This window comes from Arthrobacter sp. 210 2 (genome assembly GCF_059093025.1).
Map to the genome: position 1 here is coordinate 185,690 of NZ_JBNHIE010000004.1, position 12,618 is coordinate 198,307.

Genomic DNA, 12,618 nt, shown 5'->3' on the forward strand with positions numbered 1-12,618 from the left:
CCCTAGGAATAGACGAAGAATTCGATGGTGGGTGCCAGCACGGCCCAGCGGGTGCGCACGCCCTTGTTGAATGACGCCGAGCTTCCGGCAGTGAGCTCGTAGGCCTCGCCTCCCTCAACCTCTATGCGGAGGTGCCCAGCGAGGATGTGGATGGTCTCATCGGCCTCCATGATCAGGTCAAAGGGGTCCGGCGCTTCGGACGGGTTGACGTGCCAGTAGCCGCAGGCGAGCGCCTCGCGGCCGCCCTCGCCGAACCGGCGGACCCACTGGACCTGGCCGAGTTCGAAGGGTTCATTCTTGGCCTGATCAAGGGTCGAGGACGTGCTGAAGGCAGGTGCGATGGTCATGAATGGCTCCAAGGGGGGACGGGCGGGATGCGTCGGAAGGAAGTGGTTCATCCGGCTCGGCGTGTGATTGCCGTCACGGATGGTGAATTAATCTAAGCAAGTGCTTAGTTTTAAGTCAATAGCCGCCGTCGGCCGCCACGCAGGTGGCTAGAATCGACGGCATGGCCCCTTCCTCCGCCCCAGCCTCCCCGTCGAAGTACGGCAAAGGCCGCGAAGCGCTGCTTCGGGCCGTTGTGGATGTGGTGGCGCACAAGGGCCTTCGGGGACTCACCTACCGGGCAGTGGCAGAAGCGGCGGGAGTCAACAACACCTTGGTGGCACACCACTTTGGATCACGTGACGCGCTGATCGCGGCCGCCCTGCAGTGGGCTTCCGAACAGTCAATTGCAGCCTCCCGCCTGCGCGATGCGGCGCAGCAGGAGGCAACGTTCACCGAGGCCCTGATGGACCTGCTCCTCACGGACCCCGAGCTGCAGGTATTCCAGTACGAGATGATCCTGGAAGCCAGGCGGCGCCCGGAGCTGGCAGGACCGGTAGCCGCGCTGTACGAGAGTTACGTTGACGCCCTCGCCGCGGGACTTGAGGCTTTTGGAGTCACTGCACATGTCCGCGTCGTCGCCCGCACACTGTTCGCCGCCTTGGACGGGCTGGTGCTGCAGTACCTGGCCGGGGTTTCACGGGAGGAGATTGCGGCGGCCCTCGAGGAGGTGCACCAGGTGGTCATCCTCCGGCGGGATGGTGCAGCCGCTTCCGGCCTCACCTGACCCTTGTCCGGCCCGTCCCCTCGCGGACTGACGGCACTCCGGCTGCTTTAACGCACAGGGCCCCTGCCGCCGCGCAGTTCGCGCGGCCGCAGGGGCCCTTCTGTTGCTGTTCAGTTAAGTCACATGCCTGCTTGCGGCGTGCCGAAGGCTAGCGAAGCACCACGGTCCTGTTGCCCTGCAGGATGACCCTGCCCTCGCAGTGCCAGCGCACCGCGTTGGAAAGGGCCTTGCATTCGGTGTCGCGGCCGGCGGCCACGAGGTCTTCGGGTCCGTAGGTGTGGTCCACTTCCACCACCTGCTGGGCGATGATTGGTCCCTCGTCCAGCTCCGCGTTGACGTAGTGGGCTGTGGCACCGACGGTCTTGACCCCGCGGGCGTAGGCCTGGTGGTACGGCTTGGCGCCCTTGAAGCTGGGCAGGAACGAGTGGTGGATGTTGATGGCGCGGCCGTCCAGCTTCCGGGTCAGCTCGTCGCTGAGCACCTGCATGTAGCGGGCCAGCACCACAAGCTCAACATCCAGTTCGTCCACCAGCTCCAGGAGCCTGGCTTCGGCCTGGGGCTTGGTATCGGCCGTCACCGGGATGTGGTGGAACGGGATACCGTGCCACTCCGCGAGTGCCTGGTGGTCGGTGTGGTTGGACACCACCGCAACCACCTCCATGGGCAGCTCGCCGATCCGGGCACGGAACAGCAGGTCATTGAGGCAGTGGCCGAACTTGGACACCATGATCAGGACCTTGCGCTTGGCTCCCTGGCGTTCCAGTTGCCACCGCATGCCGAACTTTTCAGCTACGGGGGCGAAAGCTGCCCGCAGCGTATCCGCAGTGGAGGCATCGCCGTCGGACGCAAAATGCACGCGCATGAAGAAGTGGCCTTCGGAGCGTTCGCCGAACTGCTTGTTGTCGATGATGTCGCAGCCATGCTCCAGGAGGAAGCTGGAGACCGCATGCACGATGCCGGGCGATTCCGGGCAGTCGAGGGTCAGCACATGTTCCACCGTGGTGGACTGCTGCGGGGCGGGGATGTGGGTTTCAGTAGCGGTCATGGCTCAGCACTCGATCACATTCACGGCCAGGCCGCCTCGGGAGGTTTCCTTGTACTTGGTTTTCATGTCAGCTCCTGTGTCGCGCATGGTTTTGATGGCCTTGTCCAGGGAGACCTTGTGGCTGCCGTCCCCGTGCAGGGCCAGCCGGGCCGCGTTGATGGCCTTGACGCTGGCGATGGCATTCCGTTCGATGCAGGGAATCTGCACCAGCCCGCCCACGGGATCGCAGGTGAGCCCGAGGTTGTGTTCGATGCCCACCTCGGCGGCGTTCTCCACCTGCGCGGGCGTTCCGCCCAGCACCTCGCACAGCCCTGCGGCCGCCATGGAACAGGCCGAGCCCACCTCGCCCTGGCAGCCCACTTCGGCTCCGGAGATGGAGGCGTTCGTTTTGAAAAGGATCCCGACGGCGGCTGCCGCCAGGAGGAAGCGGACCACACCGTCGTCGTCGGCTCCCGGAACAAACTTCACGTAGTAGTGCAGTACCGCCGGCACGATGCCGGCCGCGCCGTTGGTGGGAGCGGTGACGATCCGCCCGCCCGCGGCGTTTTCTTCATTGACGGCGAGGGCGAACAGGTTCACCCATTCCATCGCCAGCAGCGGATCCGCGGGGGCCTGGACGGGCGACGGTGATGCCGCCGCGGCTTCCGCGCTGGCAGCAGAGGCGGTCAGCGTGCGGAACAGCGCCGGTGCGCGCCGCGTCACGTTCAGCCCGCCGGGCAAAATGCCCTCCGCGTTGCAGCCGTTCTCCACGCACTCGCGCATCACTGCCCACAGGCCCAGCAGCTTCTCCCGCAGCTCGGCCTCCGTGTGCCAGACCAGCTCGTTGGCGAGCATGACGTCGGAGATGGACATGCCTTCGCGGCTGCAGATTTCCAGCAGCTCGTCGGCGGTGCTGAACGCGTAGGGCAGCACGGTGTCATCCGCCACTACCTTGTCCGCGCCGGCAGCGTCACCATCCACCACGAAGCCGCCGCCAATGGAATAGAAGCTCCGTTCACTGAGCACGGATCCGGTGTGGTCCAGCGCGCGGAACGTCATGCCGTTGGGGTGGGCGGGAAGGGATTTGCGGCGGTGCAGGACCACGTCCTCATCCCAGTTGAAGTCCACCCGGTGGGTGCCGGCGATGTGCAGCTCGGCGTCCAGCGCGGCGGCCGCCACCTGGTCGTCGGCGGTGAAGGTGTTGACGGTTTCCGGTTCGAGGCCCTGCAGCCCCAGGACAACCGCTTTGTCCGAGCCGTGGCCCCGCCCCGTGGCGCCCAGGGAACCGAAAAGTTCCGACTGGACGCGCACGGTGGAGCTGAGCTGCCCGTCGCCCTTCAGGCCATCAGCGAAGAGCTTGGCCGCCCGCATCGGGCCCACCGTGTGTGACGAGGAGGGCCCGATGCCGACAGAGAACAGGTCAAGGACGCTGAGCGCCATCAGGGGACCTCTGGCGAGGCGTACTCCCGCATCGCGTCCAGGAGCCACCGGCCCAGGAACTCGGCGAAGGACGCCCTGGGGAAGATCCGGAAGGACTCCTCGCCGGTCTTCCAGAGGATGGCGGGGATGTTGGCGATCTCGGTGGAGACGGCGGTTCCGGCCTTGAACTCCCGGGGGTGCAGGTCCAGGGAGCAGCCCTTCTCAAGCACTGCCCGCCCCTGCGGACCGGTCAGTTCGAAGGTGGTGCGGTTGGCGGAGAGGTCCACCACCTGGCCTTCGCCGTCGCCCAGCGCGTCCTGCAGGGCACGGATCAGGTCGCCGCCCAGGGATTCGTGCGCCTCGGTGGGTGCCACCACCAGGAACTCCCCGGGTCCCAGCCACAGGACGGAGGTGTCACCGTTGCCGGCCACGTCACCGGACCGGGCGGGCAGGCCGCCGGTGACGGAGGCCAGCCGCTGGGCCGTTTCGGTGCCGGCACCGGCGCGGAGCCCCACCATGGTGAGGAAGGGCAGCTCGGACAGTTCCACGGTGCCCGCCAGGGAGCCGGCAGCGAAGGCGTCCTGCAGCTGCTTCGCCGGGCTGACGCGGACGGCAAGGTTCTTGTCTGCGAGGTTCTTGGCAGAGGTCGGGGATGCTGCTGTTTCAGCCATCTTTACGGGTCCCTTCGGGGTCAAAAAGCACTGTTTCTGCGACAACGACGTCCACCAGCTGATCGCCGGCAGCTGCCACGAGGGTCTCGCCGATGCGGTTGCGGCCGTTCTTGATCAGGGCGAGGCCGAATGACCTGCCCAGTGCTGCGCTGTGGTAGCTCGAGGTGACGAAGCCTTCCATGGGCACCGGCCCGTAGGCGGGATTGGTGGAACGGCCCTTTTCCACGAGCTGGGTGCCTTCGGGCAGCCGCAGGGTGCCGTCCACCGGAAGGACGCTGACCAGGTGCTTGCGGTCTTCACGCTGCGCGTCCGCCCGGGAGTAGGAGCGCTTGCCGATGAAGTCCTTGGCCTTGGAAACGATCCACTCCATGCCGGCGTCCTGCGGGGTGACGGTGCCGTCCGTGTCCTGCCCGACGATCGGGTAGCCCTTTTCGGCGCGCAGGACGTGCATGGTTTCGGTGCCGTAGGGGGTGATGTTGAATTCGGCACCGGCAGCCGCAACGGCTTCCCAGGTGTTGAGCCCGTACCAGGCCGGGATGTTGATTTCGTAGGCCAGTTCACCGGAGAACGAGATCCGGCAGATGCGGGCACGGACGCCGGAGGCGAGGGTGGTTTCCCGGAAGGTCATGAACGGGAAGGCCTCGGTGTCCAGGCCTCCGTTCGCGGCCAGCTCCGGTGCCACCTTGGCGATGACCTCGCGGGACTTCGGTCCGACGACGGCGATGGTGTTCCACTGTTCGGTCACTGAGGTGCAGTGCACGTCCAGTTCCGGCCATTCCGTCTGGAGCCATTCCTCCAGCCAGTCCAGCACCTTGCCGGCTCCGCCGGTGGTGGTGGTCATGAAGAAACGGTCCTCGTCGAGGCGCAGGGTCACGCCGTCGTCGAAGATCATGCCGTCCGGTGTGCACATGACGCCGTAGCGGGCGGAGCCGGGGGCGAGCTTCTTGAACGCGTTGGTGTAGATGCGGTTCAGGAATTCGCCCGCGTCCTTGCCGCGGATTTCGATCTTGCCCAGGGTGGTGGCGTCCATGAAGCCCACGGAGTCACGGACTGCTGCGCATTCGCGCAGCACGGCGGCGTCCATGTCCTCCCCGTCCTGCGGGTAGTACCAGGGCCGCTTCCACTGCCCCACATCCTCGAACAACGCGCCCTTGGCGACGTGCCACGGGTGGATGGAGGTGATGCGTGCGGGGTCGAAGAGTTCGCCGCGCTGGCGTCCGGCCAGTGCCGCGAACGCAACCGGCGTGAACGGGGCGCGGTAGGTGGTGGTGCCGATGTCGCCGATGCCGCGGGACGCTTCGCCGGCGGTCCGGAGTGCGGCGGCGATGACGCCGATCGCGTTGACGCCGGAGGTCTTGCCCTGGTCGTTGGCGGTGCTGATGGAGGTGTAGCGCTTGATGTGCTCAACGGACCGCATGCCGGCGCCGGTGGAACGGAGGACATCCGCCACGGACTGGTCACGCTGGAAGTCCACGAAGTGGTGGTGCCAGTCGTCCGGCGTGCCGGTCTCGCCCGGCACCAGCCACAGCTGGCGGGTGGGGGCAGACGCTGTCGGCCCGCCCAGCGGGGAAGGTTCGACGGCGGAGGTGAAGCCGGCGCCGATGGCCGCCTTCGCGCCGGCGGAGACGCCCTCGGCGAGGCAGTCAGCGGTGTCGAAGGAGCCGCGGCCGGAGCCGACGATCTGCTGGTTCGGAACCTCGGTGCTGGGGACGAAGGCGGCCAGGGCGTCGTCCCAGCGCAGCTTGCCCTGCCGCTGGGAGTGCAGGTGCACCAGCGGGCTCCAGCCGCCGGACACTGCCAGCAGGTCGCAGGCGATCTGTTCGATGCCCGAGGTGAGTTCGCCGTCGTCGTTGATGCTGCGGACGGTCACGCCGTCCAGCCTGCCTGCGTTCGCTCCCTCACCGGCGGCGGCGCTGGTGTTGGCCACGGCGCTGCCGATCAGCACGCGGGTGCCGGCTTCGACGGCGGCGGCTGCCACGTCCGTGAGCTTGGGACGGGCGTCCACCACGGCGGCGATCTTGACGCCGGCGGCGCGGAGGTCGGCGGCCAGGGCGTAGGCGCTGTCGTTGGTGGTGCTGATGACCACGCGCTGGCCGGGGGCCACGGCGTAGCGGTTCAGGTAGCTGCGGACGGCGGAGGCGAGCATGATGCCGGGGCGGTCGTTGTTTTCAAAGACCAGGGGACGCTCGTGCGCGCCCGGAGCCAGCACAACCTGCTTGGCACGGATGTGCCAAATACGCTGGCGGGACACACCGGGGGCGGCCGGGCTGGAGAGGTGGTCCGTACGGTTCTGGACGGCAATGACGTAGTTGGCGTCGTAGGCGCCGAACGCCGTGGTGCGGTTCAGGACAGTGCATTCGGCGTTGGAGACCAGCTCGGCTTCCACGTCCGCCACCCATTCCAGGGCGGGCTTGCCTTCGACCGTCTCGCCGAGCTCAGCTGCGGTGGAGCCGGAGAGCAGGGCACCGCCCAGTTCGGGCTGGTCATCAAGGAGCATCACGCGGGCGCCGGTGCGGACGGCCTCACGGGCAGCCGCCAGGCCGGCGGGGCCGCCGCCGATGACCAGGACGTCGGTGTGGACGTACTTCTTGTCGTATTCGGCGCGGTCCTCTTCGGGGTCCAGCCGGCCGAGGCCGTTGAGCAGTTCGGCCTTCAGGCCGTCCACCAGGGAGATGGTGGTGGCGGGAAGCATCGATTCGGCAACGTGGCCGGGGAAGCGCGGGGCCACCTTCACCAGGGCGTTGGGTTCCTCGACTCCGGCAGCCAGGATGCCACGGGGCCGGTCCTCGTACAGCGAGTTGCCGACCGCGACACGGCCGTTGGCGAGCAGCGCGGAAGCCAGCGTGTCCCCGGGGTGGCCGGTGAATTCCTCGCCGTCCACAGTGAAGCGCCAGGAAATGGTGCGGTCGATGCGGCCGCCGGCGGCGAGGCGGGCATTCTGGGAAGTCACTTGGTTGCTCCTTCCGGGGCGGTGGTGCTGGCAGGTGTTGTGCTGGTGCCTGAGATGTCGGGCGCCGCGGTTCCGGTGGTGGTGCTGTCAGCAGCGGTGCTGGCAGTTCCGGATTCGGCGGTTCGCGGGGCTGCCCGGTCGGGCCGGGGCGTGCCCATCGGGTAGATGGCCTGGATGTCGTAGCTGACGGTGTCACGCAGCATGTTGAACCACTGGCGGCAGCCGGTGCTGTGGACCCAGCGCTCGGCGAAGGTGCCCTTGGGGTTCTCGCGGTAGAAGAGGTACCGGGACCACTCCGTGTCGTTCAGTTCGTTCGGGTTTTCCGGGTAGGCCACGTGGGCCTGGCCGCCATAGTGGAATTCGGTTTCATCCCGGGGGCCGCAGTTGGGGCATGAGATCAGCAGCATGTGCGTTGTCTTTCTGTGGAGGCGGCGGCTAGTGGGCTACGGCGGCGGCGCCGTGTTCGTCAATGAGCGCGCCGGTTTCGAAGCGCTCCAAGGAGAACGGCGCGTTCAGCTTGTGCGGGGAGCCCGTAGCGATGTTGTGCGCGAAGGTCATGCCGGCCGCGGGCGTGCCCTTGAAGCCGCCGGTACCCCAGCCGCAGTTCACGAACATGTTCTCCACCGGGGTGTTGCCCACGATCGGGGAAGCGTCCAGCGTGGTGTCCACGATCCCGCCCCAGGTCCGGAGCACGTGGGCCCGGGCGAAGATGGGGAAGAGTTCGACGGCGGCCGCCATCTGCTGCTCGATCACATGGAAGGAGCCGCGCTGGCCGTAGCCGTTGTAGGAGTCCACGCCGGCGCCCATCACCAGTTCGCCCTTGTGGGCCTGGGAGACGTAGACGTGCACGTGGTTGGACATCACAACGGTGGGGTGGACCGGCTCGTGCAGCTCGGAGACCAGTGCCTGCAGCGGGTGGGACTGGATGGGGAGCTGGAAGCCGGCCATTTCGGCCAGGACGGAGCTGTGGCCGGCGGCGCACAGGCCCACCTTTTCGGTGTTGATGGTGCCGCGGTTGGTCTTGACGCCCACCACGCGCTCTCCATCCTTGACGAAGCCGGTGACTTCGCAGTTCTGGATGATGTCCACGCCCAGCTCGTCGCACTTGCGGGCGAAGGCCCAGGCCACGTGGTCGTGCTTGGCGATGCCGGCACGGGGCTGGTAGGTGGCGCCCATGACGGGGTAGCGGATGTTGTCGCTGATGTTCAGGATGGGGCAGAGTTCCTTGACCTGCTGCGGGTCCAGCCATTCGGCGTCAACACCGTTGAGCTTGTTGGCGCCCACGCGGCGCATGCTTTCACGCACGTCGCCGAGGGTGTGGGCCAGGTTCATCACGCCGCGCTGGCTGAAGAGGAAATCGTATTCGAGTTCCTCCGGCAGGATTTCCCAGAGCTTGAGGGCGTGCTCGTAAATGGCCGCGCTCTCGTCCCAGAGGTAGTTGGAGCGGATGATGGTGGTGTTCCGGGCCATGTTGCCGCCGGCCAGCCAGCCCTTTTCCAGGACGGCGATGTTGGTCATGCCGTGGTTCTTGGCCAGGAAGTACGCGGTGGCCAGGCCGTGCCCGCCGCCGCCGACGATCACGGCGTCGTAGGAGGACTTGGGCTCGGGGTTCCGCCAGAGGAAGTCCGGGTGCTCCGGAAGCTGCTGGGTGCTCACTGGGCGGCTCCAATCAGGTCTGCTTCAACACCGGCCAGGGCGGCATCGTCGTTGAGGTGGGGGTAAAGGGGGAACTGGTCGGCAAGGGCGGTGACGCGGCTGCGGAGTTCGACGGCGGTGTCCTCGTCCAGGGTGCCGCTGCCGGCTGCCGCGATCAGGGCCGTGGCGATGATGTCCGCGACCTCGGTGAATTCAGCGGCGCCGAATCCGCGTGTGGCCAGGGCAGGGGTGCCGATCCGGAGGCCGGAGGAAACCATCGGCGGGCGGGGGTCGAAGGGTACTGCGTTGCGGTTGACGGTGATGCCGATCCGGTGGAGGGCGTCTTCGGCCTGCTGGCCGTCGAGCTCCGAGTTGCGCAGGTCCACGAGGACCAGGTGGACGTCCGTGCCGCCGTTGACAACGGAGATGCCTGCGGCTTCGACGTCGGACTGGAGGAGACGCTCGGCCAGCAGCTTGGCACCCTGCAGGACCCGCTCCTGGCGTTCCTTGAATTCGGGCGATCCGGCGAGCTTGAAGGCCACGGCCTTGGCTGCAATGACGTGCTCCAGCGGGCCGCCCTGCTGGCCGGGGAACACAGCGCTGTTGATCTTCTTGGCGTACTCCTCCTTGGCCAGGATGACGCCGCCGCGCGGGCCGCCCAGGGTCTTGTGGGTGGTGGTGGTGACCACGTCCGCGAAGGGGACCGGGTTCGGGTGCAGCCCTGCGGCAACGAGGCCGGCGAAGTGGGCCATGTCCACCATCAGGTAGGCACCAACGAGGTCGGCGATGCGGCGGAACTCGGCGAAGTCCAGCTGGCGGGAGTAGGCGGACCAGCCGGCGACGATGAGCTTGGGCTTGTGCTCCAGGGCCAGGGCTTCCACCTCGGCCATGTCCACCCGGAGGTCGGATTCACGGACGTGGTAGGGAACCACGTTGTAGAGCTTGCCGGAGAAGTTGATCTTCATGCCGTGGGTGAGGTGGCCGCCGTGCGCCAGGGAAAGGCCCAGGATGGTGTCGCCCGGGTTCAGCAGGGCAAACATCGCTGCGGCGTTGGCCTGGGCGCCGGAATGCGGCTGCACGTTGGCGAATTCTGCGCCGAACAGGGCCTTGACGCGATCGATGGCGAGCTGTTCCACGACGTCCACGTGCTCGCAGCCGCCGTAGTAGCGCTTCCCGGGGTAGCCCTCTGCGTACTTGTTGGTCAGGACCGAACCCTGCGCCTCCATGACCGACGCCGGGGCGAAGTTCTCCGAGGCGATCATCTCCAGGGTGTTCTGCTGCCGCTCCAGCTCCTTTGCTACAGCGGCGGCAACATCGGAGTCCACCTGGGCGAGCGAGGCGTTGAGTACGTTCTGCATGTTTCTCCTTCAGAGGCCCTTCGGTTTACTGATCAACAACTGACCTGTAACTGATATATTAGAACTGACGTAATAGTATGTTCCACATCACGCAGGAGTCAATAGGAACCATGGAGAGCCTCGTAATGAGCCTGACGCTAGAGAACCATCTGGAGGGCGGCGGGGATCTCTCGCTGGCCGAGCGGGCGTACCGGCATCTCCGGGACCGGCTCATCATGCTGGACATCCGGCCCGGCGAAGCCATCAACGACGGCAAGCTGGCCGCCGAAATGGGCATCGGCCGCACCCCCGTCCGGGAAGCCTTGAAGCGACTTGAAAGCGACCACCTGGTGATCTCCTACCCGCGCCGGGGCACCTTCGCCACCGTTGTGGACATCACCGAGCTGGCCGATGTTTCGGAGCTCCGGGAATCACTGGAGCCCCTCGCCGCGCGGCGGGCAGCCAAACTCGCCACACCCGCACTGCGCGCCGAGCTGCGCGAAACCGCGGCCGCGATTGCCCGGATGGCCGCCGCCGAGGATCCCTACGACCTGATGCGGTATGACATCAAGGTCCACCGCCTTATCTACCGTGCCGCGGCCAACGCGCACCTGGAAGATGTCCTGATCCGCTACGACAACCTGGCCACCCGGATCTGGTGCATGGTGCTGGAGAAGGTGCCCGCGGTGTCCGAGCACATCTCGGAGCATGTGGAGCTGCTGGAAGCGATTGCCGACGGCGACGCCGACCGGTCCGGCAAGCTCGCGCTGGAGCACGTCACCAGCTTCGAACACGCCATCCGCGCAGTCCTCTAAGGAACCTTCAGCGGTTAACCGCCCGCCGCTGCGTCAGGGGTCAAGCCGCCTGCGGAGGAGGCAGAACTCGTTGCCCTCCGGGTCTTCCAAGACGTGCCACTGTTCGTCGCCGCTCTGCCCCACGTCGGCCGGCCTGGCGCCGAGGGCGAGCAGCCGTTCCAGCTCGGCGGCCTGGTCCCGGTCCACGGGATTGACGTCGATGTGCAGGGGAAGCCGTCCGGTCCGCGGATTGCTGCTCGGACTCAGGATGATGGTGGGCTGCAGGCCGCCAAAGCCGGCGGCCGGGCCGATTTCGATGGCGCAGTCCTCCCGGTCCAGTTCGACATAGCCAAGGACGTCACTCCAGAACTTTGCCAGCAGTTCGGGGTCGGCGCAGTTCAGGACCAGTTCGCTGATTCGGCATGACATGAGAGCCAGTCTAGGTTCGGGGTGCCCGCGGGAGGAATGCCGCCGGTTCGCGCCTGACCTGCGTCAGGGCGGACTCGATGGCACCTTTGACCACCACCTCCGCTCCGAAGGTGCTTGCAACCAAGTCCGGGAGGGGCACACCGGAATCGGCGGGCAGCAGGCAGCGTGCCTGTTCCAGGACAGGTTCGATGGCCCGGGAGATCCCGCCCGCGATGATGACGCGTTCAATGTCCAGGAGGCTGGAAAGCACAACAGCAATACGCGCCAGCCTGGCACCGAGCCGGGCGATGATGTCCCCCGCGAACGGATCCCCCTCCCGGGCTGCCTGGAACACGTCCTCGGCGTTGATCTCCCCCTCGGGTATATGGCGCAGTGTGGATTGTCCGCCGTGGGAGTGGATCCGCGAGCGCGCCCACTTACGGGCCAGTGCCCCAAACCCATCCGTGCTGCCTTCGTCGGGCACGAACTTGCCGGCGGTAATAGTGTCGAGGAATCGCATCTCGCCGGCGCCGCCGCGCGGTCCCCGCAGCAGGCGCCCATCGACGATCAGCCCGGCGCCGAACCGCTCGCCTGTCAGCAGCGTGGCCAGGTTGGCTGATGGCTTGTGCGCGCGTTCGGCAATGGCGGCGAGGTTGGCGTCATTTTCGACAACCACCTTGCCGTGAAGGTGGGAGGCGAATCCGGAATTCATCAGATGCCAGAATTCTCCTTCAGGAGACGTGCCATGGGCGTCGATCGGCGCGGGAACACCGACAACCGTAAGCAAAACATCGTCCGCCTCGTGTCCGCTGTCGTGGAGGGCCAGGCCGATCAGCTCCCGTGCAGCCGCGCAGCGGCCGGAGCGTCCGAGCATCTTCGAGTCAACGTTCTGGCGGCGCAAACCCAGCTCACGGCCCCGCAGATCCGCCACGATGGTGGTGAAGTAGCTTTCCCCGGCGTCCAGTCCAACAACCACACCGGCAGCCTCGCGCAATTGGTAGCGGCGTGCCGGCCTGCCTTTGTTGGTGCGGGCCGCGGCAGCACTGTCGTCCACTTCCTCCAGCCAGCCGGCGTCGACCAGGGCATGGCAAACGCCGAGCACCGTCGCGCGGGTCAACCCCGTCACCGCCATGGCTTCCCCGGCTGTGAACACTTGCTCCTGCAGGGCAAACCGCAGCAACGCATCGGAATTGATCTGCCGCAACAATTGCGTCGAACTCGCGGTTGTCTCCTTCATCCCTTGACGATATCCCCACGATGCCTCATCCT

Annotated in this window: 12 protein-coding genes; 2 read left to right on the forward strand and 10 right to left on the reverse strand. The window is 66.8% G+C overall.

Going from position 1 to position 12,618, the window contains the following annotated elements; translation table 11 throughout:
* Window positions 1-2: 2 nt before the first annotated feature.
* Window positions 3-347, reverse strand: a complete 345-nt coding sequence (locus AC5RWA_RS10425) for a cupin domain-containing protein (RefSeq protein WP_079595311.1) — start codon at window positions 345-347, stop codon at window positions 3-5.
* 161 nt (window positions 348-508) lie between these two features.
* Here AC5RWA_RS10425 and AC5RWA_RS10430 point away from each other — a divergent pair, with 161 nt between their 5' ends.
* Window positions 509-1,111, forward strand: a complete 603-nt coding sequence (locus tag AC5RWA_RS10430) for a TetR/AcrR family transcriptional regulator (RefSeq protein WP_079595312.1) — start codon at window positions 509-511, stop codon at window positions 1,109-1,111.
* A gap of 148 nt (window positions 1,112-1,259) precedes the next feature.
* On the opposite strand, the gene purU is transcribed toward AC5RWA_RS10430, so the two are convergent.
* From purU to glyA, 7 genes are read right to left on the reverse strand one after another with little or no spacing between them, the layout of a single operon-like run.
* A complete protein-coding gene (gene purU / locus AC5RWA_RS10435) occupies window positions 1,260-2,156 on the reverse strand; it encodes a formyltetrahydrofolate deformylase (protein WP_079595313.1) in 897 nt (298 codons plus the stop codon).
* A 3-nt stretch (window positions 2,157-2,159) separates the two neighbouring features.
* Complete coding sequence (locus AC5RWA_RS10440) at window positions 2,160-3,575, reverse strand: L-serine ammonia-lyase (RefSeq protein ID WP_079595314.1); 1,416 nt, start codon at window positions 3,573-3,575, stop codon at window positions 2,160-2,162.
* On the reverse strand, window positions 3,575-4,225 hold the full coding sequence (locus AC5RWA_RS10445; RefSeq protein WP_079595315.1) for a sarcosine oxidase subunit gamma: 651 nt from the start codon (window positions 4,223-4,225) through the stop codon (window positions 3,575-3,577). Before AC5RWA_RS10445 ends, AC5RWA_RS10440 begins: the two co-directional genes overlap by 1 nt.
* Window positions 4,218-7,175 (reverse strand): sarcosine oxidase subunit alpha family protein, encoded by a 2,958-nt coding sequence (locus tag AC5RWA_RS10450; protein WP_494057543.1) that lies wholly within the window; start codon window positions 7,173-7,175, stop codon window positions 4,218-4,220. The genes AC5RWA_RS10445 and AC5RWA_RS10450 overlap by 8 nt, the downstream gene beginning before the upstream one ends.
* Window positions 7,172-7,582, reverse strand: coding sequence for a sarcosine oxidase subunit delta (locus AC5RWA_RS10455; RefSeq protein WP_079595317.1), 411 nt, complete (start codon window positions 7,580-7,582; stop codon window positions 7,172-7,174). Before AC5RWA_RS10455 ends, AC5RWA_RS10450 begins: the two co-directional genes overlap by 4 nt.
* A gap of 28 nt (window positions 7,583-7,610) precedes the next feature.
* On the reverse strand, window positions 7,611-8,831 hold the full coding sequence (locus tag AC5RWA_RS10460; RefSeq protein ID WP_079595318.1) for a sarcosine oxidase subunit beta family protein: 1,221 nt from the start codon (window positions 8,829-8,831) through the stop codon (window positions 7,611-7,613).
* Window positions 8,828-10,168, reverse strand: coding sequence for a serine hydroxymethyltransferase (gene glyA, locus AC5RWA_RS10465; protein ID WP_079595319.1), 1,341 nt, complete (start codon window positions 10,166-10,168; stop codon window positions 8,828-8,830). The genes AC5RWA_RS10460 and glyA overlap by 4 nt, the downstream gene beginning before the upstream one ends.
* 125 nt (window positions 10,169-10,293) lie before the next feature.
* On the opposite strand from glyA, the gene AC5RWA_RS10470 reads away from it, so the two are divergent.
* Window positions 10,294-10,962 (forward strand): GntR family transcriptional regulator, encoded by a 669-nt coding sequence (locus AC5RWA_RS10470; protein ID WP_079595320.1) that lies wholly within the window; start codon window positions 10,294-10,296, stop codon window positions 10,960-10,962.
* A gap of 33 nt (window positions 10,963-10,995) precedes the next feature.
* Here AC5RWA_RS10470 and AC5RWA_RS10475 read toward each other — a convergent pair whose 3' ends face one another.
* The gene (locus AC5RWA_RS10475; RefSeq protein WP_494057544.1) at window positions 10,996-11,370 is read right to left on the reverse strand and encodes a VOC family protein; all 375 of its coding nucleotides are present in this window, start codon (window positions 11,368-11,370) and stop codon (window positions 10,996-10,998) included.
* Between the two features lie 10 nt (window positions 11,371-11,380).
* Window positions 11,381-12,586 carry an ROK family transcriptional regulator gene (locus AC5RWA_RS10480; protein WP_079595322.1) on the reverse strand — a complete coding sequence of 402 codons (1,206 nt, stop codon included), beginning with the start codon at window positions 12,584-12,586 and terminating at the stop codon, window positions 11,381-11,383.
* Window positions 12,587-12,618 lie beyond the last annotated feature (32 nt).

Coding starts and splice junctions, on each gene's coding strand:
- purU (WP_079595313.1), bottom strand. CDS start 2,156: ATGACCGCTACTGAAACCCACATCCCCGCCCCGCAGCAGTCCACCACG.
- AC5RWA_RS10430 (WP_079595312.1), top strand. CDS start 509: ATGGCCCCTTCCTCCGCCCCAGCCTCCCCGTCGAAGTACGGCAAAGGC.
- AC5RWA_RS10440 (WP_079595314.1), bottom strand. CDS start 3,575: ATGGCGCTCAGCGTCCTTGACCTGTTCTCTGTCGGCATCGGGCCCTCC.
- AC5RWA_RS10425 (WP_079595311.1), bottom strand. CDS start 347: ATGACCATCGCACCTGCCTTCAGCACGTCCTCGACCCTTGATCAGGCC.
- AC5RWA_RS10455 (WP_079595317.1), bottom strand. CDS start 7,582: ATGCTGCTGATCTCATGCCCCAACTGCGGCCCCCGGGATGAAACCGAA.
- glyA (WP_079595319.1), bottom strand. CDS start 10,168: ATGCAGAACGTACTCAACGCCTCGCTCGCCCAGGTGGACTCCGATGTT.
- AC5RWA_RS10475 (WP_494057544.1), bottom strand. CDS start 11,370: ATGTCATGCCGAATCAGCGAACTGGTCCTGAACTGCGCCGACCCCGAA.
- AC5RWA_RS10445 (WP_079595315.1), bottom strand. CDS start 4,225: ATGGCTGAAACAGCAGCATCCCCGACCTCTGCCAAGAACCTCGCAGAC.
- AC5RWA_RS10470 (WP_079595320.1), top strand. CDS start 10,294: ATGAGCCTGACGCTAGAGAACCATCTGGAGGGCGGCGGGGATCTCTCG.
- AC5RWA_RS10480 (WP_079595322.1), bottom strand. CDS start 12,586: ATGAAGGAGACAACCGCGAGTTCGACGCAATTGTTGCGGCAGATCAAT.